This window comes from Arthrobacter sp. PAMC25564 (assembly GCF_004798705.1).
In the GTDB taxonomy this organism is placed as follows: Bacteria; Actinomycetota; Actinomycetes; order Actinomycetales; family Micrococcaceae; genus Arthrobacter.
The window spans coordinates 3416848-3438799 of record NZ_CP039290.1 but is presented as its reverse complement, the minus strand read 5'-3'; the positions used below and the strand labels follow the sequence as shown (position 1 = coordinate 3438799).

The 21952-nt window shown below is 68.7% G+C and carries 18 protein-coding genes; 11 read left to right on the top strand and 7 right to left on the bottom strand.

The features are described 5' to 3' along the window. Positions 1-111 precede the first annotated feature (111 nt). The 4 genes from E5206_RS15985 to E5206_RS15970 form a co-directional block, all read right to left on the bottom strand. Complete coding sequence (locus E5206_RS15985) at positions 112-1488, bottom strand: M1 family metallopeptidase (RefSeq protein WP_136323347.1); 1377 nt, start codon at positions 1486-1488, stop codon at positions 112-114. Positions 1489-1554: 66 nt separating this feature from the next. Further along, positions 1555-5508, bottom strand: coding sequence for a Pls/PosA family non-ribosomal peptide synthetase (locus E5206_RS15980; RefSeq protein WP_168709368.1), 3954 nt, complete (start codon positions 5506-5508; stop codon positions 1555-1557). Between the two features lie 140 nt (positions 5509-5648). After that, entirely contained in the window at positions 5649-6614 is a 966-nt protein-coding gene (locus E5206_RS15975) for a quinone oxidoreductase (protein ID WP_136323345.1), read from the bottom strand. A 161-nt stretch (positions 6615-6775) separates the two neighbouring features. Further along, entirely contained in the window at positions 6776-7864 is a 1089-nt protein-coding gene (locus tag E5206_RS15970) for an acyl-CoA desaturase (RefSeq protein ID WP_136323344.1), read from the bottom strand. Between the two features lie 209 nt (positions 7865-8073). Here E5206_RS15970 and argC point away from each other — a divergent pair, with 209 nt between their 5' ends. From argC to argH, 8 genes are all read left to right on the top strand, one after another. Next, on the top strand, positions 8074-9105 hold the full coding sequence (argC, locus tag E5206_RS15965; protein ID WP_136323343.1) for an N-acetyl-gamma-glutamyl-phosphate reductase: 1032 nt from the start codon (positions 8074-8076) through the stop codon (positions 9103-9105). Then, the gene (gene argJ, locus E5206_RS15960; protein ID WP_136323342.1) at positions 9102-10268 is read left to right on the top strand and encodes a bifunctional glutamate N-acetyltransferase/amino-acid acetyltransferase ArgJ; all 1167 of its coding nucleotides are present in this window, start codon (positions 9102-9104) and stop codon (positions 10266-10268) included. The genes argC and argJ overlap by 4 nt, the downstream gene beginning before the upstream one ends. A gap of 34 nt (positions 10269-10302) precedes the next feature. After that, positions 10303-11262 carry an acetylglutamate kinase gene (argB, locus tag E5206_RS15955; RefSeq protein WP_136323341.1) on the top strand — a complete coding sequence of 320 codons (960 nt, stop codon included), beginning with the start codon at positions 10303-10305 and terminating at the stop codon, positions 11260-11262. A 68-nt stretch (positions 11263-11330) separates the two neighbouring features. After that, positions 11331-12557: an acetylornithine transaminase gene (locus E5206_RS15950; protein WP_136323340.1), complete on the top strand. Its 1227-nt coding sequence runs from the start codon at positions 11331-11333 to the stop codon at positions 12555-12557. Continuing rightward, entirely contained in the window at positions 12554-13570 is a 1017-nt protein-coding gene (gene argF / locus E5206_RS15945) for an ornithine carbamoyltransferase (RefSeq protein WP_136323339.1), read from the top strand. The genes E5206_RS15950 and argF overlap by 4 nt, the downstream gene beginning before the upstream one ends. A 16-nt stretch (positions 13571-13586) precedes the next feature. Further along, the gene (locus E5206_RS15940) at positions 13587-14147 is read left to right on the top strand and encodes an arginine repressor (RefSeq protein WP_136323338.1); all 561 of its coding nucleotides are present in this window, start codon (positions 13587-13589) and stop codon (positions 14145-14147) included. A gap of 12 nt (positions 14148-14159) precedes the next feature. Then, positions 14160-15365, top strand: a complete 1206-nt coding sequence (locus tag E5206_RS15935; protein WP_136323337.1) for an argininosuccinate synthase — start codon at positions 14160-14162, stop codon at positions 15363-15365. Next, positions 15365-16780, top strand: coding sequence for an argininosuccinate lyase (gene argH / locus E5206_RS15930; RefSeq protein ID WP_136323336.1), 1416 nt, complete (start codon positions 15365-15367; stop codon positions 16778-16780). The genes E5206_RS15935 and argH overlap by 1 nt, the downstream gene beginning before the upstream one ends. A gap of 117 nt (positions 16781-16897) precedes the next feature. Here argH and E5206_RS15925 read toward each other — a convergent pair whose 3' ends face one another. Together E5206_RS15925 and E5206_RS15920 are read right to left on the bottom strand one after the other, a co-directional pair. Beyond that, on the bottom strand, positions 16898-17410 hold the full coding sequence (locus E5206_RS15925) for a methylated-DNA--[protein]-cysteine S-methyltransferase (protein WP_136323335.1): 513 nt from the start codon (positions 17408-17410) through the stop codon (positions 16898-16900). Then, positions 17407-18939 carry an AlkA N-terminal domain-containing protein gene (locus E5206_RS15920; RefSeq protein ID WP_136323334.1) on the bottom strand — a complete coding sequence of 511 codons (1533 nt, stop codon included), beginning with the start codon at positions 18937-18939 and terminating at the stop codon, positions 17407-17409. Before E5206_RS15920 ends, E5206_RS15925 begins: the two co-directional genes overlap by 4 nt. 101 nt (positions 18940-19040) lie before the next feature. Between E5206_RS15920 and E5206_RS15915 the strand changes: the two genes are divergently transcribed. Together E5206_RS15915 and E5206_RS15910 are read left to right on the top strand one after the other, a co-directional pair. Further along, a complete protein-coding gene (locus E5206_RS15915; RefSeq protein WP_136323333.1) occupies positions 19041-19748 on the top strand; it encodes a DNA-3-methyladenine glycosylase in 708 nt (235 codons plus the stop codon). Between the two features lie 54 nt (positions 19749-19802). Next, the gene (locus E5206_RS15910; protein WP_136323332.1) at positions 19803-20396 is read left to right on the top strand and encodes a hypothetical protein; all 594 of its coding nucleotides are present in this window, start codon (positions 19803-19805) and stop codon (positions 20394-20396) included. Between the two features lie 69 nt (positions 20397-20465). On the opposite strand, the gene E5206_RS15905 is transcribed toward E5206_RS15910, so the two are convergent. After that, a complete protein-coding gene (locus E5206_RS15905; protein ID WP_136323331.1) occupies positions 20466-21083 on the bottom strand; it encodes a GNAT family protein in 618 nt (205 codons plus the stop codon). Between the two features lie 209 nt (positions 21084-21292). Between E5206_RS15905 and E5206_RS15900 the strand changes: the two genes are divergently transcribed. Continuing rightward, positions 21293-21835 carry an adenine phosphoribosyltransferase gene (locus tag E5206_RS15900; protein ID WP_136324179.1) on the top strand — a complete coding sequence of 181 codons (543 nt, stop codon included), beginning with the start codon at positions 21293-21295 and terminating at the stop codon, positions 21833-21835. The last annotated feature ends 117 nt before the right edge of the window (positions 21836-21952 follow it).

The window sequence follows — 21952 nt, the reverse complement described above, 5'->3', positions numbered from 1 at the left end:
GGCGACGAAACAACAACACCGCGCCCGATATTGTCATTTCAAGACCCGCGGACAGACCCCATAAGCACGACTGTGGTACTAGGGGGCGCCCCGGCGAACGCCGGACCCGGTTCAGCGCGGCAGTGCCGGGAGTGCCTCTTCGAAGAGCCAGGGGTGCAGCAGGGCTTCCGCATCGATGCCGGTCGCCGCGTTGGTGGCGAGGATGAACTCGGGGGTGGATACCGTGCCATGACGGTTGTGGTCCGCCCAGTCGTGAAGGAGCGCGAAGAACGCCAGGTCCCCACACGCAAGGCGAAGCGCGTGGAGCGTGAGGGCGCCGCGCTTGTAGACGCGGTCATCGAACATCAACTCGGGCCCCGGGTCGCCGACCAGGATGTCCTTGGCGGCGGCGTTGACCTTCCGCCACGCGGCGGCCGCCCGCTGGGCGATGGGCATGACGCCTGCCTCTTCGGACCAGATCCACTCGGCGTAGCAGGCGAATCCCTCGTGCAGCCAGATGTCCTTCCAGGACGCCGCCGTCAGTGAGTTCCCGAACCACTGGTGGGACAGTTCGTGGGCGATCAGCCGCTGCGATTCCCAGTCCTGCAACAGATGGTTGGGACCGAAGATGGACAGTGTCTGTGCCTCCAGCGGGATCTCCAGCTCGTCCTCCGTCACCACCACGGTGTAGTCCGCGAACGGGTACGGGCCAAAGCAGTTGGTGAAGGTCTGCATCATCTCGGGCTGGCGCGCGAGCCCCCTGCGGGCGGCCTCGGTCAGGGACGCCGGAACCGCCGCGTACTGCGGCACTTGCCCGGCTGGCCGGACCGCGTTGAGCGTCAGGAGCTCGTAGCGGCCGATCTGGACCGTGGCGAGGTAGGTGGACATCGGCTCGGCCTGCTCGTAGACCCAGGTCTCGCGGCTGGACCGGCGGGTGCGGGAAAGCAGCACACCGTTGCACACGGCCCGGTAGTTGGCGTCCGTGGTGACCGTGATCCGGTAGCTGGCCTTGTCCTGCGGGTGGTCGTTGCAGGGGAACCAGGACGCCGCCCCGTTGGGCTGGCCGGCCACCAGGACGCCGTCGGTGAGTTCTTCCCAGCCCACTTCGCCCCACAGGCCGCGGCGCGGGCCAGGGTTGCCCTCGTAGCGGATGTCCAGGGTGAAGTCCTCACCCGGCAGGAGCGCGGCGTCGGGGACCACCACGAGCTGGTCTGCGTGCTGGCTGAACTTGCGCACCTTCCGGCCGCTGAGCTGGATCCTGGTGGCGCGGAGCCCTGCCAGGTCCAGCACAATGGCCGAGGTCGGGCGCTGGGTGACCGCGTGCAGGATGGCTCGGCCGTTCAGGCGGTTGCTGCTGAGCTTGTAGTCCAGTTCGAGTTCGTAACGGGTGACCCGGTACGCGGTGGTGCCGTGGCCGGGGAGGTAGGGATCCGGCGCGCCGGCTTCCACGCCAGCGGGCGGGACGCTGCGGTTGCCGGATGGTGCGCTCGATGGTGCGCTGGAACTCATGGGACGGCCTTCGGGATTGCGGTTGCTGGACTGGCTGTGGATGCTGCACGGGCGCTGGCCCGGGGGCTACCTGGGCTTGGGGGCAGGCACCGACGGTCCGCCCCACGGGCTCACGGGATTGCCCATCCAGTACGTCGCGGCGGGCACCGTCTCGCCCCTCATAACGAGCGACGCCGGACCCACCGTGCCGCCGCTGCCGATCCTGGCCTGCGGGAGGATGACCCCGTGCGGGCCCATGGTTGCTCCGTCATCGAGCGTAACAGTGTCGATGCTCATAACACGGTCGTGGAACAGATGGGTCTGCACGACGCAGCCGCGGTTGACCGTGGAATTCCTGCCCAGGGTGACGAGATCCGCCTCGGGAAGCCAGTAGCTCTCGCACCAGGTGCCGGCACCGATCCTGGCGCCGAGGGCCCGGAGCCACCAGACCAGGGCCGGTGTTCCGGAGGCCGCGCGCGCGAACCACGGGGCGCTGACCATCTCGATGAAGGTATCGACCACCTCGTTCCGCCAGATGAATGAGCTCCAGAGCGGGTGCTCACCGGGACGGATCCGTCCCACGAGGACCCATTTGGCCACCACAGCGCTGCCTGCCGCCACGGCGCCGGCCAGCAGGACCACCACCCCGCCCAGGACGGCGGCCACCCCGTAGTTGAAGGCGGCGGCCAGCCAGTCGAAGGCCAGCAGGACGCCCGCCACGATGGCGACCGTCAGCACCACCGGGACAAAGCGGCACAGCTCCCACAGGGTGCGGGCAACCTTGAGCCGGAAAGGCGGCTCGTAGGTCCTCGTGTCGTCGGAAGCGATGGCGGTGCGCCGGAGCCGCACGGGAGGGCTCCCCAGCCATGATGTCCCGGATTTTGCCTTCGCAGGCGTCGCCGACAGCACCGCCACGAGGGAGTTCTTGGGGACGTTCCGTCCGGCCGCGGTCATCCCTGAGTTGCCGAGGAAGGAGCGCTTGCCGATCTTGGCCGGGGCAATCCTCATCCAGCCGCCGTCGAGTTCGTAGGACGCCACCATGGTGTCGTCGGCCAGGAAGGCACCCTCGCCCACGGTCGTCATCTTGGGGATCAGCAGCACCGTGGAGGCCTCCACATTCCTGCCGACCTTGGCGCCGAGGAGCCGCAGCCAGACCGGTGTGAACAGGCTGGCGTAGATCGGGAACAGCAGGTCGCGGGCCAGGTCCAGGACCCGTTCCGTGGCCCAGACCTGCCAGCCGATCCGGCTGCGCACCCGGTAGTAGCCCTCCTTCAGCCCCACGCCGAGGAGCCTGGTGGTGACCAGGATGAGCAGGAGGTTGGCCAGGAACCAGGCCAGCGCAGCCAGCGGAAGGGACAACACCAGCTCCGGGAGCGCCGCGGACAGCGAGGTGCTGCCCTGAATGAACAGGTAGACCACCAGGGCGGCGGCGGCAGCGGAGACGTACGGGATCAGGGCCAGCAGGGCCGAGGCCGCAGCGAAGGCCGCAAACCAGAGCCGGCCGATCAGATGATGTTCAGGGGGAGTGCCCGGCCGGGAATGTTTGGCCTTGCCGCGCCGCTCCGCAGGCGATCCGGCGACGAGCTGCCCGGCCTTCACCTTCCCCAGTACGGCCGAACCTGGCTCCACCTGGGCCCCGGCGCCGATTGTCGCGCCGGGCATGAGCGTGCTGCGCGCCCCGATGGTCGCGCCGGGGCCGATGTGGATGGCACCGATGTGGACGATGTCCCCGTCGATCCACCAGCCGGACAGATCGACTTCCGGCTCGATGTTGGCGCCGCTGCCGAGGGAGAGCAGCCCGGTGACGGGTGGGAGCGAGTGCAGCTGGACATCGTTGCCGATCTTTGCCCCGAGCGCCTTGGCATAGTAGGGCACCCAGGGGGCACTGGCCAGGCTGATGGCACCGGCGAGGTCCTGGATCTGCTCCGCGAGCCAGAGCCGCAGGTGCACCCGGCCGGACCGGGGATACGTTCCGGGCACCACGTTCCGGAGCAGGATGCGGGCGGCAGCGATGGAGATCAGCATCCGGCCCGCGGGGCTGACGAAGACGAGCCACGAGGCACCGACCCACCACCAGGAGATCGTGGGGGCGGCGCTGAAGCCGGCCAGTGCGGCCAGCAGGTTGTTGGCGGCCATCAGGTAGCTCAGCCAGCGCATGCCCACCAGGATGTGCAGCGGAACGCCCATCAGGGTCTGGAAGATTTGGGACTTGCGGGTTGTGGGCCGGACGGTGCGCTCCGGCGCGGGGCCGGCACCGCCCTCGGGCAGCGATTGGCGGGCCGCGTCAACGAGCGCGCCGATCCGCGGGGTGGCATAGATGTCGGCCACGGTGATGGTGGGGTAGCGGACGCGGAGGGCGGACACGAGCTGCGCGGCGGCGAGGGAGCCGCCCCCATAGGCGAAGAAGTCGGCGTCGAGGTCCGCGACGGCGCTGCCCAGCACGGCGGTCCATTGTTGGACGATCCATTGGGCATCTTCGGGGAGGTTCAGCGGGGCGGTCTCGGCATCGGCCGCTCCGGCGCCGGTGAGCGGCCACGGCAGGGCATGGCGGTCCACCTTGCCGCTGGTCTTGGTGGGCAGCGAATCCACGAGGGTGAGTAGGGGGATCAGCGGGGCCGGCAGGCTGGCGCCCAACAGCTCCCGCGCGGTGGCGAGGTCGACCTCCTGGCCGGCCACGGGGGCCAGGTAACCGACGAGGATCTGGTTGCCAGCCGCCGTCGTCTGAACCGCTGCGGCGGCGCCGGCGATGTCCGGCAGCGCCTGCAGGGCGGCGTCGATTTCGCCCAGCTCGATCCGTCGGCCGCCGAGTTTGACCTGCTCGTCGGCGCGGCCCTGGAATACGAGGCCTTCGGCCTCGTAGCGCACCAGGTCCCCCGAGCGGTAGGCGCGCTCCCAGCCCAGCGAGGGCATGGGCGCGTACTTTTCGGCGTCTTTCGCCGGGTCCAGGTAACGGGCCAGCCCGACGCCGCCGATGATCAGCTCGCCCACCTCGCCTTCGCCGACGGGCAGCGCATCGGCGTCGACGACGGCTAGGTCCCAGCCGTCCAGCGGCAGGCCGATCCTGACCGGCCCGGTGCCGCCCAGTTGCGCCGCACACGCGACGACCGTGGCCTCGGTGGGGCCGTAGGTGTTCCAAACCTCACGGCCCTCGACGGCGAGCCGCTCAGCGAGCTCGGGCGGGCAGGCCTCGCCGCCGAAGATCAGCAACCGGACGCTTTCCAGGGATTCGACGGGCCACAGCGCGGCGAGCGTGGGGACCGTGGAGACGACCGTGATGCCGTGGCTGATCAGCCACGGGCCGAGGTCCATCCCGGTCCGCACCAGCGCCCGGGGAGCGGGCACCAGGCAGGCGCCATGGCGCCACGCGAGCCACATTTCCTCGCAGGACGCGTCGAAGGCGACGGAGAGCCCGGCGAGGACGCGGTCCTGTGCCCCGATCGGCTCGTCTTTCAGGAAGATCCTGGCCTCGGCGTCGACGAAGGCCGCCGAGGAGCGGTGCTGCACGGCGACGCCCTTGGGGGTTCCGGTCGAGCCGGACGTGAAGATCACCCAGGCGTCGTCGTCGGGGCCTGGCAGCCTCCCGGCAGGGAACGGCTTGGGCCGCTTGGCGTCCGTGACAATCTCGCCGCCGCCGTGCAGGATGCCCGCGACGTTCGCTTCGCCAAAGACAAGTTTCGCCCGCTCGTCCGGGTCGTCGGCGTCCACCGGAACGTAGGCCGCGCCCACCATCAGCACGGCCAGGATCGAGATGTAGAGCTGGTTGGTACCGGACGGAATCCGCACGCCGATCTTGTCGCCCGCGCCGAGCCCGGCCATGTGCAGCTGCGTCGCGGTGGACCGGACCTCCGCCAGGAGCTGGGCGTAGCTGAGCGAGCTCTGGCCGTCGTCGAGGGCCGAGGCGTCCGGGAAGCGGTGGGCGGTGTCCTGGAGGATGTCGATCAGCGTGCGCTCCGGCGGCGCCGCCAGGGCGCCCGGCAGCTGCGCCCGGTACACGAGGTCTGTAGGCGGGCGGTTCCGGTCGTGCGGTTGCTGTTCAGTCACAGGGGGATTATCTCTGGCGCAGATGAACAAAAGGTGTCCGGGTTTGCCGGTTGTTCGGCCATTGTTCGCCGGCGGTTCGCCTGATGTTCGCCTGCCGTGGTGCCGGTCACGGCGCGGGCCTGCTGAACCGTGCGCCCGCTTCAGGGCACCAGGATGACTTTGCCGGTGGTGCGGCGCTGCTCCAGGTCGTCGTGGGCCCTGGCCGCTTCAGCCAGCGAATAGCGGGCGCCGATCCGGACCTTGAGGTTCCCGTCGGCGGCAGCGGCAAAGACCTCGCCGGAGCGCCAGCGGCGTTCCTGGGCGTCGCGCAGGTAGTGGGCCATCGTCGGACGGGTCAGGTACAGCGAGCCGCCGGCATTGAGCCGCTGCGGATCGAATGGCGGGACCGGACCGGAGGCGCCGCCAAAGAGCACGAGGGTGCCGCGGACGCGCAGCGCGGCGAGGGAGCCGTCGAAGGTGTCCTTCCCGACGCCGTCGTACACCACATCGGCGCCGGTCCCGTCGGTCAGATCCCGGACCTTGGCGGTGAAGCCTGCGTAGCGCAGCACATGGTCGGCGCCCGCTTCGCGGGCCAGCCGCTCCTTCTCATCCGTGGAGACGGTGGTGATGACGTTCGCGCCTTTGGCCTTGAGCAGCTGGATCAGGAGCAGGCCGACGCCGCCGGCTCCTGCGTGGAGCAGCACGGTGTGGCCTGACTCGACGCGGAAGGTGGAATTGATCAGATAGTGGGCCGTCACGCCCTGCAGGGGGAGTGCGGCGGCTGTGAAGTCGTCCAGGCCTTCCGGGACGGGGAGCGCCTTGTCCTCATCGACGAGGGCGTAGCCGGCGTAGCAGTTGATGCCCTCGGCTGTGGCGACCCGGTCGCCCGGGGCGAAGCCGGTGGCGCCTTCCCCGAGTTCCTCGACGGTGCCGGAGGCCTCGGAGCCGGGGATGAAGGGGTACCGCACCTTGTAGATGCCGCTGCGCTTGTAGGTGTCGATAAAGTTCACGCCTGCCGCCGCGACCTTGATGAGCAACTGGCCGGGGCCCGGGACCGGACGCTCTGTCTCTGCCAGCTCCAGTACCTCGGGGCCGCCCGACTGCCGGGCAAGGATTGCGTGCATCATAAGTCTCCCTTTTCCGGGCGGGGATTTCCTGGCCCGGATCCTGAAACCATCCTAGGACAGCGGCGGAAATGACGAAGTGACGGCCGGATGTCCGGCCGTCACTTCGTGGTCATGCTGTTGAGCCCGCGGCCTGGCGCCGGGGGCGCCGGCTCAGCTGCAGCTCAGTAGCGGCGGGTAACGGTGGCCATCGGGCACTCGAAGTGCCGTCCGGCGGAGAGGCCGACCTCGTTGAGGTAACGGACGATGATGCCGTAGGACTGCAGCAGCGTGGTTTCCGTGTAGGGAACCTGGTGTTTCGCGCAAAACTCGCGGACGATCACGGCCGCCTTGTCCAGCTGCGGGCGGGCCATGTCCGGGAAGAGATGGTGCTCGGCCTGGCGGTTGAGGCCGCCGAGCAGGATGTCCATGAAGCGGCCACCGGAAATGTTCCGTGACGTGAGGACCTGCCGGCTGAAGAAGTCCACGCGGCTGTCGGCCGGCAGGACCGGCATGCCCTTGTGGTTCGGGGCGAAGGAGGCTCCCATGTAGAACCCGAAGATGGCGAGCTGGACCGCGATAAACGCGAGCGCCATGCCCCACGGCAGGAACGTGAACGCGAGTACCGGCAGCAGGCTGAGGCGGACCGCGAGGATCGGGATTTCAACCCAGCGGTGCGTGACCTTGGCGCGCCGGAAGATGAACTTGATCGAATCGATCTGGAGGCCCAGGCCTACCAGGAACAGCAGCGGGAAGAAGAACCAGCCCTGCTTGCGGGTCAGGAAGGAGAACCGGCCCTGCCGGGTCGCTGCGGCTTCCGGGAAGAATGCGATAGCGCCCGTGGCGATGTCCGGGTCCTTGGAGATGACGTTCGGGTGGTTGTGGTGCGCGCCGTGCTTCTGCTCCCACCACGAATAGCTGATGCCGGCCACGGAGGTGGCGAGCAGCCGGGCGGCCCAGTCATTGGCCCGCCGGGATGCGAAGATCTGGCGGTGTCCGGCCTCGTGGGCCAGGAAGCTCAGTTGGGTGCAAAGGATGCCCAGTGCGGCGGCGATCAGGAGCTGGAACCAACTGTCGCCAATCAGCGCGAAGCCGAACCAGGTGGCGGTCATCAGGAGGGCCAGGCAGGAAAACACGGTGACGTAAAAGCCGACGCGGCGCTCGAGGAGGCCGGCGGCCTTGACGCTCTTGAGGAGTTCCGAGTAGCTCAGGACGACGGCATTGGGTTGTCGGACACGCGATTTCGGGCGCTCCGAGGTGGCGGTGGGGGTCATAAACACTTGCCTCGTAACTGTTACGGGCAACGCTGCAGCCGACATTCGCGGCTGCACGGTCTGGATCACCCTTAACCTAGGATACGCCCCGCGGTTTTTCCGGCGTGCCAGGCCGGGGCCGGACAGCCTGCCGCCGGAACTTCCGGACACGCATGAGTTCATGCATAAATATCGACATCTATGCATACTCTTGCTGTATAGTCGTGCCTATGACTATTTCTGTTGCCGTCTCCGGCGCGAGCGGTTATGCCGGCGGCGAGGTGCTGCGGCTCCTGGCCGGTCATCCCGATGTCACGATCGGCGCCATTACGGCCCACAGCAATGCCGGTTCCAGACTAGGGGAATTGCAGCCCCATCTCCATAGCCTCGCGGACCGCATCCTCGAAGACACCACCGTGGAAAACCTGTCCGGACACGACGTCGTGTTCCTGGCGCTGCCGCACGGTGCGTCCGCGGAGATCGCGGCGCAGTTGCCGGCCGGGACCGTCGTGATCGACGCCGGCGCCGACCACCGCCTCGAGGACCCGGCCGCCTGGGAGAAATTCTACGGATCGCCGCATGCCGGAACCTGGCCGTACGGCCTCCCCGAGCTTCCGGGACAGCGCGAGGCCCTCCGCGGCGCCACCCGGATCGCCGTGCCGGGCTGCTATCCGACCTCGGCCCTGCTGGCACTTACCCCGGGCTTCAGCAACCACCTGCTGCAGGCGGAGGACGTCGTCATCGTCTCCGCCTCCGGCACCTCCGGGGCCGGCAAGGCCGCCAAGGTCAACCTGATCGGCTCCGAGGTCATGGGCTCGATGAACCCCTACGGCGTGGGCGGCGGCCACCGGCACACCCCCGAGATCGAACAGGGACTCTCCAAGGCACTGAACGCCCCGGTCACCGTGTCCTTCACGCCCACGCTGGCTCCGATGAGCCGGGGCATCCTCACGACGGCGACGGCGAAGGTGCGTCCGGGCGTGACCGCCGAGGAACTGCGCCGCGCCTGGAGCGAGGCTTACGACGACGAACAGTTCGTCCATCTGCTCCCGGAAGGCCGCTGGCCCACCACCAAATCCGTGCAGGGATCCAACCACGCCGTCATGCAGCTGGCGCTTGACGCGCACACCGGCCGGGTGATCGTCTGCTGCGCCATCGACAACCTGACCAAGGGGACCGCCGGCGGCGCCGTGCAGTCCATGAATATCGCCCTCGGCCTGGCGGAAGACGCCGGCCTCAACCTGCAGGGAGTCGCACCATGAGCATCACCGCACCCAAGGGATTCCGCGCCGCCGGGGTCACCGCCGGGCTGAAGGCCTCCGGCAACCCGGACTTCGCCCTCGTGGTCAACGACGGACCCGCCAAGGCTGCCGCCGCCGTCTTCACCTCCAACCGGGTGGCAGCAGCCCCCGTGCACTGGTCCCGCGAAGTCGCCAAGGACGGACGGGTGGACGCCGTCGTTCTGAACTCCGGAGGAGCCAACGCCTGCACCGGTCCCCAGGGCTTCCAGAACACCCACACCACCGCAGAGAAGACCGCCGCCGCGCTGGGCATCTCCGCCACCGACGTCGTCGTCTGCTCGACGGGCCTGATCGGCGAGCAGCTCCCGATGGACAAGATCCTTGCCGGGATCGGCGCCGCGGCGGCCGCGCTCAGCCCCGAGGGCGGCGCCGAGGCGGCCACCGCCATCATGACCACCGACACCGTGTCCAAGCAGGCCGTGTTCACCGGAACGGACGCCGAAGGCAACGAATACACCATCGGCGGCATGGCCAAGGGCGCCGGCATGCTCGCCCCCGGGCTGGCCACCATGCTGGTGGTCCTCACCACGGACGCCGACGTCCAGCCGGAAATGCTCGACGTCGTGCTCCGCGACGCCACGCGCGTCACCTTCAACCGGGCCGACTCCGATGGCTGCATGTCCACCAACGACACCGTGGTGCTGCTCGCCTCCGGTGCGTCCGGCGTCGTTCCCTCCGCCACCGCGTTCGGGGCCGGCCTGACGCAGGTCTGCGCCGAGCTTGCCCGCAAGCTGATCGGCGACGCCGAGGGCGCCAGCCATGACATCGCGATCCGCACCTTCAACGCCGCCAGCGAGAAGGACGCCGAAATCGTCAGCCGCGCCGTCGCCCGCTCCAACCTCTTCAAGGCCGCCATCTTCGGCAAGGATCCGAACTGGGGCCGGGTGCTCTCCGCCGTCGGCACCACCGACGCGGCCTTCGAGCCGGACCGGCTCAATGTCTCCATGAACGGCGTGCAGATCTGCCGGAACGGCAGCATCGGCGAGGACCGCAGCCTCGTGGACCTGGAACCGCGGGAGGTGCTGGTCGAGATCGATCTCCAGGCCGGCGAGGCCGAGGCCACGATCCTGACCAACGACCTCACGCACGACTACGTCGAAGAAAACAGCGCCTACTCAAGCTAATCCTCCTGGAAGGACGGACAGAAGGACGACCAGCATGAACACCCAGACCCGCGAGAACACCTCCATGTCCGACGCCCAAAGCAAAGCCGGCACCCTGATTGAGGCCCTGCCCTGGATCCAGCGCTTCGCCGGCACCACCATGGTGATCAAATACGGCGGCAACGCCATGGTCAACGAGGAACTGCGCCGCGCCTTTGCCGAGGACGTCGTATTCCTCCACCATGTCGGCATCCACCCCGTTGTGGTGCACGGCGGCGGCCCCCAGATCAATGCCATGCTCAGCCGCCTCGGCATCGAATCCGAGTTCAAGGGCGGCCTGCGGGTCACCACCCCCGAGGCCATGGACGTGGTCCGCATGGTCCTGACCGGCCAGGTGGGCCGCGAACTCGTCGGCCTGATCAACTCCCACGGCCCCTACGCCGTCGGCATGTCCGGGGAGGACGGCGGACTGCTCCGCGCCGTCCGCACCGGCACCGTCGTCGACGGCGAAGAAGTGGACCTGGGCCTGGTCGGCGAAGTGGTCGGCGTCAACCCCGACGGCATCCTGGATATCGTCGCCGCCGGCCGGATCCCGGTGATCTCCACTGTCGCCCCGGAAATCTTCGATGACGGCAGCGGCGACCCAGGAGCAAAGCAGGCGCAGACCACCGGCCAGGTCCTCAACGTCAACGCGGACACCGCCGCGGCCGCCCTGGCCGAAGCGCTCGGCGCCTCCAAGCTCGTGATCCTGACCGACGTCGAAGGGCTCTACGCCAACTGGCCGGACCGCTCCTCGCTGATCTCCTCCCTGACGGTCTCGGAGCTGCGCGAACTGCTGCCGGGCCTTGAGTCCGGCATGATCCCGAAGATGGAAGCCTGCCTCAAGGCCGTGGAGGGCGGCGTTGAACGTGCGCACATCGTGGACGGCAGGCTGCCGCACTCGATGCTGCTGGAAACCTTCACGACGGCGGGCATCGGCACGCAGGTCGTCCCGGACGAGGAAGTGAACGCATAGTGAACAGCACTGAACTGAGCCATTCCCCTGAAGGCCGCAGCAGCGATGGGGCCCCCAAAGCGTCCGTCATGACTGGAACGGGTAGCGGGGCTGAGTGGCTGGCCCGCTACTCATCCTCCCTGCTGGGTGTCTTCGGGACCCCGCAGCGGGTCCTCGTCCGCGGCGCCGGCTGCCTCGTCTGGGACGCCGACGGCAAGGAGTACCTGGACCTCCTGGGCGGGATCGCGGTCAACGCGCTCGGCCACGCCCACCCGTTCGTCACCTCGGTGATCTCCAGCCAGCTCGCCACCCTGGGCCACGTCTCCAACTTCTTCACGAGCCCCACCCAGATTGCCCTGGCCGAGAAGCTGCTGGAAATTTCCAACGCGCCCGCCGGGTCCAAGGTGTTCTTCGCCAACTCCGGCACCGAAGCCGTCGAGGCCGCCTTCAAGCTGGCGCGCCGTAATGCCCGGTCCGGTACGGAAGGAAACGGGAAGCCCCGGACCAGGATCATCGCCTTGGAAGGGGCCTTCCACGGCCGCACCATGGGTGCCCTCGCACTCACCGCGAAGGAGGCCTACCGGGCACCGTTTGCTCCGCTGCCCGGCGGCGTCGTCCACATCCCGTTCGGTGACATCGACGCGCTCCGCGCCGCCGTGGACGAGACCGTTGCCGCCGTCTTCCTCGAACCGATCCAGGGCGAGGCCGGCGTCCGGCCGCTGCCCGCCGGCTACCTGCAGGCGGCCCGTGAGGCCACCAGCCGGGCCGGCGCCCTCCTGATCCTCGACGAGGTCCAGACCGGCATCGGCCGCACCGGCAAGTGGCTCGCCAGCGGCGACGCCGGAATCGTGCCCGACGCCGTGACCTTCGCCAAGGGCCTGGGCGGCGGCTTCCCGATCGGCGCCCTCGTGACCTTCGGCCCGGAGGTCTCCTCGCTGCTGACCGCAGGCCAGCACGGCACCACCTTCGGCGGCAACCCGGTCGCCACCGCGGCGGCCCTGGCCACCCTGCACGTGCTCGAAAGCCAGCATGTCCTGGACCATGTCCGGGATGTGGGGGAGCACCTGCGCTCCGGCCTCGCCGCGATCGACGGCGTCACCGAGGTCCGCGGCGAAGGGCTGCTGATCGGCTTCGACCTCGACGCCGACGTAGCCCCCGGTGTGGTCACCGCCGGCCTCGATGCCGGCTTCATTGTCAACAGCCCCGGCCCGCACACGATCAGGCTCGCGCCGCCGCTGATCCTCACCACTGCCCAGGCCGACCGTTTCCTCGCAGCGCTGCCCGCCATCCTCCAGACCGCAAAGGACGCCCAGTGACCGCCCCCGCTGCAACACCCGTACCCACCCGCCATTTCCTCAAAGACACCGACCTCAGCCCTGCCGAGCAGGCCGAAGTCCTTGACCTCGCCGTCCGGATGAAGGCCGCTCCGTACAGCGTGCAGCCCTTCGCCGCGGAAGGCAACGGCCGTAAGACCGTGGCCGTCATCTTCGACAAGACCTCCACCCGGACCCGTGTCTCCTTCGCCACCGGCGTGGCCGACATGGGCGGCAACGCGCTCATCATCAACCCGGGCGAGGCGCAGATCGGCCACAAAGAGTCCGTGCAGGACACTGCCAAGGTGCTGGAGCGCATGGTCTCCACCATCGTGTGGCGCACCGGGGAACACTCCGGCCTCGTCGCCATGGCGGAGAACTCGCGCGTTCCGGTGATCAACGCCCTCTGCGATGACTACCACCCGTGCCAGCTCCTCGCGGACCTGCTCACCATCAAGGAACACAAGGGCCGGCTCAAGGGCCTCACCATGAGCTACCTCGGCGACTCGGCCAACAACATGGCCAACTCCTACCTGCTGGCCGGCGTCACCGCGGGCATGCACGTCCGCATCGCGGGCCCCGACGGGTATCTGCCCTCTCCGGAAATCATCGCCGCGGCGGAGGACCGTGCCGCGGAGACCGGCGGCTCGGTGCTGGTCACCGTGGACCCGGCCGAGGCGCTCCTGGGCGCCGACGTCGTCGCCACTGATACGTGGGTGTCGATGGGCCAGGAGGACGAGAAGGAAGCCCGGCTGCGGCTGTTCCGTGAGTATTCCGTGGACGAGGCGGCGATGAAGCTCGCGGCGCCGGACGCCGTCGTGCTGCACTGCCTTCCGGCGTACCGGGGCTACGAGATCGCCGCCGGCGTCATCGACGGCCCGCAGTCGGTTGTCTGGGACGAGGCCGAAAACCGGCTTCACGCCCAGAAGGCCCTGATGGCCTGGCTTATGCACCGCTCCGGCCTTGCCGTTGTGGCGGGGTTGACACCGGTCGGAAGCCCAATGGAAAGCCGCTAGTGGAAGGCCGTCGAAAATGACTGTCCAGCCAGCCGCTCCGGGGGCGAGCCCGGCCACCAAGACGGCCCGGCTGGCGCGGATCACCGCGATCCTGACCGGCGAATCGGTCCGCTCGCAGGCCGAGCTCGCCGCGTTGCTGGCCGACGACGGTGTCCAGGTCACCCAGGCCACGCTGTCCCGGGACCTGGTGGAACTCGGTGCGGTGCGGGTCCGCGGCAAGGACGGCGTCCTGGTGTACGCCGTGCCGGGGGAGGGCGGGGAGCGCACGGCCAAGAGCGGCGTGACCCAGGAAATCCTGGATGCCCGGCTCGCCCGGCTGTGCGGGGAACTGCTGGTCACCGCCGAAGCTTCGGCGAACATCGTGGTGCTGCGGACCCCGCCCGGCGCGGCAAACTTCCTGGCGCTCGCGATCGACCACTCGGTGATGCCGTCCATCCTGGGCAGCATCGCCGGGGACGACACCGTGCTGCTGGTCACCCGGGACCCGCTGGGCGGCGCCGCCGTCGCGGCCCGCTTCCTGCAGTTCGCCGAGGAAGCCGGCCATAAGCTTGAAGAAAACCAAGAACCAAACAACTAAGGAGCATTTGAAGTGACTGAGCGTATTGTGCTGGCATACTCCGGTGGCCTGGATACTTCCGTAGCCATCGGCTGGATCGGTGAAGCCACCGGCGCCGAGGTCATCGCCGTGGCGGTCGACGTCGGACAGGGCGGCGAATCGCTGGAGACGATCCGGCAGCGCGCCCTGGGCTGCGGCGCCGTCGAGGCCTACGTGGCCGACGCGGGCGACGAGTTCGCCAACGAGTACTGCATGCCCACCCTGAAGGCCAACGCCCTCTACCAGGGCCACTACCCGCTGGTTTCCGCGATCTCCCGACCGGTGATCGTCAAGCACCTGGTCAAGGCCGCCCGCGAATTCGGCGCCACCACAGTGGCCCACGGCTGCACCGGCAAGGGCAACGACCAGGTCCGCTTCGAGGTCGGCATCCAGACCCTCGGCCCGGACCTGAAGTGCATCGCCCCGGTCCGCGACCTCGCCCTGACCCGAGACAAAGCCATCGCCTTCGCCGAGGAAAAGGGACTGCCGATCGAGACCACCAAGAAGAACCCGTACTCGATCGACCAGAACGTCTGGGGCCGCGCCGTCGAAACCGGCTACCTCGAGGACATCTGGAACGCCCCCACCAAGGACATCTACGACTACACCGCGACCCCGGAATTCCCGCCGGCCCCGGAAGAGGTCACCATCTCCTTCGAAGCCGGCGTCCCGGTCGCGATCGACGGCGTCCGGGTCACCCCGCTGCAGGCCATCAAGGAACTCAACCGCCGTGCCGGCGCCCAGGGCGTCGGCCGGATCGACGTCGTCGAGGACCGCCTCGTCGGCATCAAGTCCCGCGAAATCTACGAAGCCCCCGGCGCCATGGCGCTGATCACGGCGCACAAGCACCTCGAGGACATCACGATCGAACGTGAGCAGGCCCGCTTCAAGGCGACCGTCGGCCAGCGCTGGGCAGAGCTGGTCTACGACGGCCAGTGGTTCTCCCCGCTCAAGCGCTCCCTCGATGCCTTCATCGAGGACACCCAGCGCTACGTCACCGGCGACATCCGCATGGTCCTGCACGGCGGCCAGGCGATCGTCAACGGACGCCGCTCCGACACCTCGCTCTACGACTTCGACCTCGCCACCTACGACACCGGTGACACCTTCGACCAGTCCATGGCCCGCGGCTTCATCGAGCTGTGGGGCATGTCTGCCAAGGTTGCCTCCGGCCGCGATATCCGCGTCGCAGGAAAGTAATGGCCTCCGCAACGAACGAAGGTGCGCTGTGGGGCGGCCGGTTCGCCGGCGGCCCCGCGGACGCCCTCGCGGCCCTGAGCAAGTCCACGCACTTTGACTGGCGGTTGGCCCGCTACGATATCGCCGGTTCCAAGGCGCATGCCCGCGTGCTGCACAAGGCCGGTCTGCTGGACGGCGCCGAGCTCGAAGGCATGCTCGCGGCCCTCACCCGGCTGGACGAGGATGTCGCCTCCGGCGCGTACACGCCCGCTGAGTCCGACGAGGACGTCCACGGATCGCTGGAACGCGGACTGATTGAACGGGCCGGCGCGCAGCTCGGCGGCAAGCTCCGTGCCGGACGCTCGCGCAACGACCAGGTTGCCACGCTCGGCCGGATGTTCCTGCGCGACCACGCCCGGATCATTGCCCGCGGCGTGCTCGCCACCATCGACGCGCTGATCGGCCAGGCCAAGGAGCACCGCGGCGTGGCCATGCCCGGCCGCACGCACCTCCAGCACGCCCAGCCGGTCCTGCTCAGCCACCACCTGCTGGCCCATGCCTGGGCGCTGCTGCGCGATGTGCAGCGCTTCCAGGACTGGGACAAGCGCGCAGGAGTTTCGCCCTACGGTTCCGGCGCCCTCGCGGGCTCCTCGCTGGGCCTGGACCCGGAGGCGGTGGCGGCGGAGCTGGGCTTCTTCTCGGCAACGCACAACTCGATCGACGGCACCGCCTCCCGCGATGTCTTCGCCGAGTTCGCGTGGATCACGGCCATGATCGGCGTGGACCTGTCCCGGGTCTCGGAGGAGGTCATCCTGTGGGCCACGAAGGAGTTTTCCTTCGTCACCCTGCACGATTCCTACTCCACCGGCTCCTCGATCATGCCGCAGAAGAAGAACCCGGACGTGGCCGAGCTGGCGCGCGGGAAGGCAGGCCGGCTGATCGGCAATCTGACCGGGCTCCTGGCCACGCTCAAGGGCCTCCCGCTCGCGTACAACCGCGATCTGCAGGAGGACAAGGAACCGGTCTTCGACGCCGCCGACACGCTCGAGGTGCTGCTGCCGGCAGTGTCCGGCATGATCGCGACGCTGAAGTTCAACACCGCACGGATGGAGTCACTCGCCCCGCAGGGCTTCGCGCTGGCCACGGATATCGCCGAATGGCTCGTCCGCCAGGGGGTTCCGTTCCGCGAGGCGCATGAGCTCTCCGGTGCCGCGGTCAAGCAGGCCGAAAGCCGCGGCGTCGAGCTCTGGGACCTGACGGATGAGGAATACGCCGCCATCTCGGAGCACCTGACGCCGGAAGTCCGCACCGTCCTGTCCACCGAGGGCTCGCTCAACAGCCGGAACTCGCAGGGAGGCACCGCACCGGCCGCCGTCGAGCGACAGCTGCTGGCCCTCGAGGCCGAGCTTGCCGGCGTGCGCGGGTACGCAGGGTAGTCACTCTTTCCGATCCACGCGGGATGACATGTCGCGGCAACGTCTTTCGACAAATGTTTTTCGAAAAAACTGCCGAGAGAAAACACTGCCGTGAAGTGTCATCCCGCGGCGGTTAACTCACTTCGGGGCCGGCGCCAGTCCGTGTTCCCTCTCCAGCAGGCTCTCCTTGATGGCGAGCCCCCAGCGGAAGCCGCCCAGGGTGCCGTCGGTGCGGATCACCCGGTGGCACGGGACAAACAGGGCAGCCGCGTTGAACGCGCAGGCACTGGCCGCAGCACGGACCGCTTTCGGGTTCCCGGAGAGCTCCGCGTACTCCGTGTACGTCACCGGGCTTCCCGGCGCCACCGTCCGGAGCATGTCCCAGGCATGGCTGCGGAAGGGGCCGGATTTCTGCAGCACCGGCACTCCCATGGCCGGGGCCGGATTTCCGGCGTAGAACTCCTCGACGGCCGCGGAAATGGTTCCGAGCCCCAGGACGGGCTCGTATTCCGCGGGCAGCAGCTCGGCGTGGATCTGGCCGGTGAGTTCGCTGGGAACCGCGGTCCAGCCGGAGGCAAGCACGGCGCCGTCCCTGGCAATGATGGTGAACGGGCCGTCAGGGGTGGACATGGTCAACAGCTGGGCTTTCATTTCTTCGCTTCCTTCGTCGAGGGGGTCTGTTTCCGCGCTGCGGCCTGCGCTGCCGCGCGCCACAGGTGCATGGTGGCGTAGGAGCGCCAGGGGCTCACCCCGCGGAAATCCGGGGCCAGGACCGTCGGGTCAAGTGTGGTGTTGTCGGCGGCCGCGCCGTCGGGCCCGTCAGCAGCCTTGGGCAGCAGTGAGCGGATGCCGTTCCGCACCGCCGCGTCGTTGCCGAGGAAGACGTCCGGGGCGCCGATGACCCGCATCGCCACATACCCCACCGTCCACGGCCCGACGCCGGCCAGGGGCAGGAGCCTGGCCTGCAGCCCTGGAAGGTCGTCACCATAGCCGAAACCGAGGTCCCCCGAGGCCATCGCCGCGGCGGCCGCGCGGATGGAGTCGATCCGGCGCTGCGGGCCCCGCAACAGTTCGAAGCCCGTCTCCGCGATCTGTCCCGCCGTGGGAAACAGCCGGTGCAGCCCGCCGGCCGGCACCAGGCTTTCGCTTCCGGCCGCGGAAAGCTGGACCAGGGCGGTGCGGGCGGCCGCCACGGTGATCTGCTGCCCGATCATCGCCCGGATCAGCAGCTCCTGCGGGTCCACCGCGCCCGGCATCCGGATGCCGGGCGTCCGTGCCACGCTGGCCGTTAGCCGGGGATCAGCCGCGAGGGCGCCGTCGATCGCGACCGGATCGGAATCGAGGTCCAGCAGCCGGCGGACCCTGCTGAGCAGGGCGGCGAGGTCCCGCAAATCCACGGCACCGACCGTCAGTACCAGCGGGCGCCCGGGCGCGGCGGCGTCGTACTCCACCACGAAGCGGGCATCGCCGTGGGCCAGCCGCAGGGTCCGGGCATAGGACGTGGAGCTCCCGGTCTCGATCCCCGGGATGGCACGGACCGCGAGGAAATCGAACACGCCCGGATCGAACGGCTCCCGGTACGGCAGGTTCAGCGTCAGCGCCGTGGAAGCCGCAGGCGCCCGGTGGCGGGCCGTGGCCCGCAGCGCCGAGGGTGTCATAGCGAACACCTCGCCGATGGTCTCGTTGAACTGGCGCACGCTGCTGAAGCCAGCGGCGAAGGCGACGTCGGCTACCTTCAGGGAGGTGGAGACCAGCAGGGTGCGGGCGGTCTGGGCGCGGCTGGCCCGTGCCAGGGACAGCGGGCCGGCGCCGAGTTCGTGGCTGAGGATCCGGTTGAGCTGGCGGGAGGAATAGCCGAGCCGGGAGGCGAGCCCTTCCACGCCGTCGCGGTTGATGACCCCGTCATTGATGAGCCGCATGGCCCGCCCGGCGATGTCCGATCGGATGTTCCACGCCGGGGTGCCCGGCACGGCCTCCGGAAGGCAGCGTTTGCAGGCCCGGTACCCGGCGTCGTGGGCGGCGGCGGAGGTCTCGTAGAACGTGACGTTGCCCGCCTTGGGGGTCCGGGCCGGGCAGGAGGGCCGGCAGTAGATGCCGGTGGTCCGGACAGCCGTGTAGAACTGCCCGTCGAAACGGGTGTCCCGGGCATCGATCGCCCGGTAGCGCTGCCAGAAGTCCATGGCTTCATCCTCTCAGCTTGCCGGTGCCACTGCTAGCGGAAATCGGACACGGCCGTGGCGGGGATGGTGCCCCGCCAGGCCAGCTTTGTTAAAGTCGGAGCATGAGTTCGCGCCCGCTTCCAGCAGGCCCGCTGCCGCACCCCCGGCCGGGCGGCCAGCCAGCCGTGCCCCCGGGGCCCGACGGGAGCGCGCCGCTGCGGGAGCTGCTTTCCCGGGATGCGCGGCAGGTGGCGCCGCTGCTGCTCGGCGCCGTGTTGACTCACGAGGGGCCGGAAGGCACGGTGTCGGTGCGGATCACCGAGGTGGAGGCCTATCTTGGGCCGCATGACTCGCTGCACCCTGATCCCGGATCCCACACCTTCCGCGGCGCGACGGCCCGCAATGCGCCGATGTTCGGCCCCGCCGGCCATCTGTACGTGTACTTCAGCTACGGAATGCACCACTGCGCCAACATCGTCTGTGGTCCGGCGGGCGTGGCATCGGCCCTGCTGCTGCGGGCCGGCGAGGTCATCGCCGGGCAGGAGCTGGCACTGGCCAGGCGTCCGACGTCGAAATCCGCCAAGGACCTCGCGAGCGGACCCGCCCGGCTCGCCAGTGTCCTCGGACTCACGACGGCGGACAGCGGACGGGACGCGCTCGGCGCGCCGTTCCGGCTGGAGCTGCCGGCCGTTCCGCCTGCCGCCGTCAGCTCAGGGCCGCGGGTCGGCGTCTCCGGGGACGGCGGCACGGGCGACTACCCCTGGCGGTTCTGGCTGACCGGGGATCCGACGGTGTCCCGCTACAAGGCGGCGAAGGTGCGGACCGCGTAGCTGAGGCTGCAGTCCGATTCCGTAGCGACTGCAGTGGGGGCATGATGAAGCCTTATGGGCGAAGGTAAACGCGGGAAGCCAAGCAGTGAACTGGAAAGGCTCCGGATTTTTGAAAGCCTGGCCACCGAGTACTTCCGGATGGTCGAACTGTTCAAACCGGACGGAGCCGCGCTCCCTCCCGACTCCGTCGAGGGGGAGCGCAGGCATTGGGTAGAGCTCTTCCGTGCGGCCCTGTTGCGTAAATTCATTGTTCGTGATGAACATGTGTCGCTCAAGCTGGTGGTGAGGGCGCTCCGCCTCTGCAACTTCCGGGTGGACCGCAAGGTGGCGGAGGGGACGGAAGAAGTGGCGAGGCTGTTCACCGCCGAGATGGTGCAGGGGCGTCGTCGGCTGTTGTCCGGACTGGCCCAGGATGATGGACCAGACCTTTTCGAGGACGTTTTGTATGGACGGCTGTTGCATGGCGATGCTGACAGGTTCCGCCGTTCCGAATGGGCAGATGACTACTCCCGATTGAGCAGCGTAGCGGCCAGCAGGTTCGATGCGGAGCACGCCCTCAGGAAAGCGCTCGACGTCGTCAGCTACGGGCTCACGAATGAACTCCTGCGGCAGCCCGCTGTGCCGCCCGACGATGCCGGGCCTCCATAGGCAAAACGTAGCTGTTCTCCAGAGCCGGCGACGGCGGTCCCGGCTGACCGGCGATCCGGCCACGCCGCGCTACGAGGCGGCGAAGGTGCGGACCGCGTAGTCTTCCGCCACGGCGAATGGAGCCAACCGCCGTGCCAGCAATTCCCTCACCCGGGGCCACTCACCGCTCAGGATAGAGAACACCGCCGTGTCCGAACGGCCCCCGCCGGGTGCGACCCGATGACCGCGGAGGACTCCCTCGAATTGCGCGCCGAGCCGTTCGATCGCCGCCGCGCTCCGCGTATTCCTGGCATCGCATCGGAAAGCCACCCGACGGACCGCCAGGGCGTCGAAGGCATGGGCGAGGAGCATGTTCTTGCTGGCCGGGTTGACGTGGCTGCCCCAGAACTGCCGCCCGTAGAAGGTGCCGCCGATCTCCAGGCGCTGCTGGGCGGGGACGTAATCGCAGAGGGACGTCGTGCCGAGCAGTGCCCCGGTGCGCTGGTCGGTCACGGCGAAGGGGATATTGGCGGGATCCTCCAGCCTCGACCGGAACAGGGCCGCGAGCTCGTCCGGAGTAGTGGGCATCGCGGCGGCCATACCGGCCCACATGCCCGGATCAACAAAGTCAAACAGCCCCGCGGCATGGTCCGGGGACAGCGGGACCAGGCTGATGCCGTGTCCGGATAAGGCAATTTCGTGTCGCATGGCAGCATCTAATCACCGCCGGAGTGGACGGGAGCCGCGAATCGGTTGCTGCGGCGGTGAACATTGGGTGACGGCAGGGCGGCACCCGGGCGCCAGCCGGGCCAGTGCCCGGCTGGCGTCCGGCCCGGGGTGGGCCGTCAGCGGCGGGCCACGGAATGGCCGGAAGATTTGGCGGCAGCCCGTAAGGTAGATGGGTGAATCAAAGCGCTATGGACCCGATCAACAGAACCGCAACGGTGGATGAGCTGATCAACAGCCTGTGCGCCACCGTCCCGGACTATCCCAAACCGGGAATCAGCTTCAAGGATCTGACCCCCGTGTTCGCCGACGGGACCGCCTTGAAGGCCGTCGTCGATGCCCTCGTGGCTCCGTTCAAGGGCCAGTTCGACGCCGTCGCCGGAGTGGAAGCCCGCGGCTTCCTGCTTGCGGCCGCCGCGGCGTACGCCACGGATACCGGCGTCATCACCGTCCGCAAGGCGGGCAAGCTGCCACGCGAAGTGGTCTCCGAGGACTACGCGCTGGAATACGGCACGGCCACGGTCGAGCTGCACACCACCGATCTGGCGCCGGGCAGCCGGGTCCTGATCCTCGACGATGTGCTCGCCACCGGCGGCACGCTCGGCGCAGCCGTCCGGCTGTTCGAACGGTGCGGGGTCCGGATTGCCGGTGTGGGAGCCGTCCTGGAGCTCGATGAACTGCGGGGCCGTGAGGCCTTGAGCGGACACAGGGTCCACTCCCTGCTGCGCCTTTAGCCGGACCATTCCATCTGTATCGGTACAATGCCTGAAAAACAATGCCTGACATGTTTCAGATGCGTTCACCGAAATGGCTGTAGAATGGACGGTCTGTCTTTTTCGATAGGGGAAACG

Excerpts from the sequence above, each read along its gene's own strand:
- E5206_RS15985 (WP_136323347.1), bottom strand. The coding sequence starts at position 1,488 with ATGAGTTCCAGCGCACCATCGAGCGCACCATCCGGCAACCGCAGCGTC.
- E5206_RS15975 (WP_136323345.1), bottom strand. The coding sequence starts at position 6,614 with ATGATGCACGCAATCCTTGCCCGGCAGTCGGGCGGCCCCGAGGTACTG.
- E5206_RS15970 (WP_136323344.1), bottom strand. The coding sequence starts at position 7,864 with ATGACCCCCACCGCCACCTCGGAGCGCCCGAAATCGCGTGTCCGACAA.
- argC (WP_136323343.1), top strand. The coding sequence starts at position 8,074 with ATGACTATTTCTGTTGCCGTCTCCGGCGCGAGCGGTTATGCCGGCGGC.
- argJ (WP_136323342.1), top strand. The coding sequence starts at position 9,102 with ATGAGCATCACCGCACCCAAGGGATTCCGCGCCGCCGGGGTCACCGCC.
- argB (WP_136323341.1), top strand. The coding sequence starts at position 10,303 with ATGAACACCCAGACCCGCGAGAACACCTCCATGTCCGACGCCCAAAGC.
- E5206_RS15950 (WP_136323340.1), top strand. The coding sequence starts at position 11,331 with ATGACTGGAACGGGTAGCGGGGCTGAGTGGCTGGCCCGCTACTCATCC.
- E5206_RS15940 (WP_136323338.1), top strand. The coding sequence starts at position 13,587 with ATGACTGTCCAGCCAGCCGCTCCGGGGGCGAGCCCGGCCACCAAGACG.
- argH (WP_136323336.1), top strand. The coding sequence starts at position 15,365 with ATGGCCTCCGCAACGAACGAAGGTGCGCTGTGGGGCGGCCGGTTCGCC.
- E5206_RS15925 (WP_136323335.1), bottom strand. The coding sequence starts at position 17,410 with ATGAAAGCCCAGCTGTTGACCATGTCCACCCCTGACGGCCCGTTCACC.
- E5206_RS15920 (WP_136323334.1), bottom strand. The coding sequence starts at position 18,939 with ATGGACTTCTGGCAGCGCTACCGGGCGATCGATGCCCGGGACACCCGT.
- E5206_RS15915 (WP_136323333.1), top strand. The coding sequence starts at position 19,041 with ATGAGTTCGCGCCCGCTTCCAGCAGGCCCGCTGCCGCACCCCCGGCCG.
- E5206_RS15910 (WP_136323332.1), top strand. The coding sequence starts at position 19,803 with ATGGGCGAAGGTAAACGCGGGAAGCCAAGCAGTGAACTGGAAAGGCTC.
- E5206_RS15905 (WP_136323331.1), bottom strand. The coding sequence starts at position 21,083 with ATGCGACACGAAATTGCCTTATCCGGACACGGCATCAGCCTGGTCCCG.
- E5206_RS15900 (WP_136324179.1), top strand. The coding sequence starts at position 21,293 with ATGGACCCGATCAACAGAACCGCAACGGTGGATGAGCTGATCAACAGC.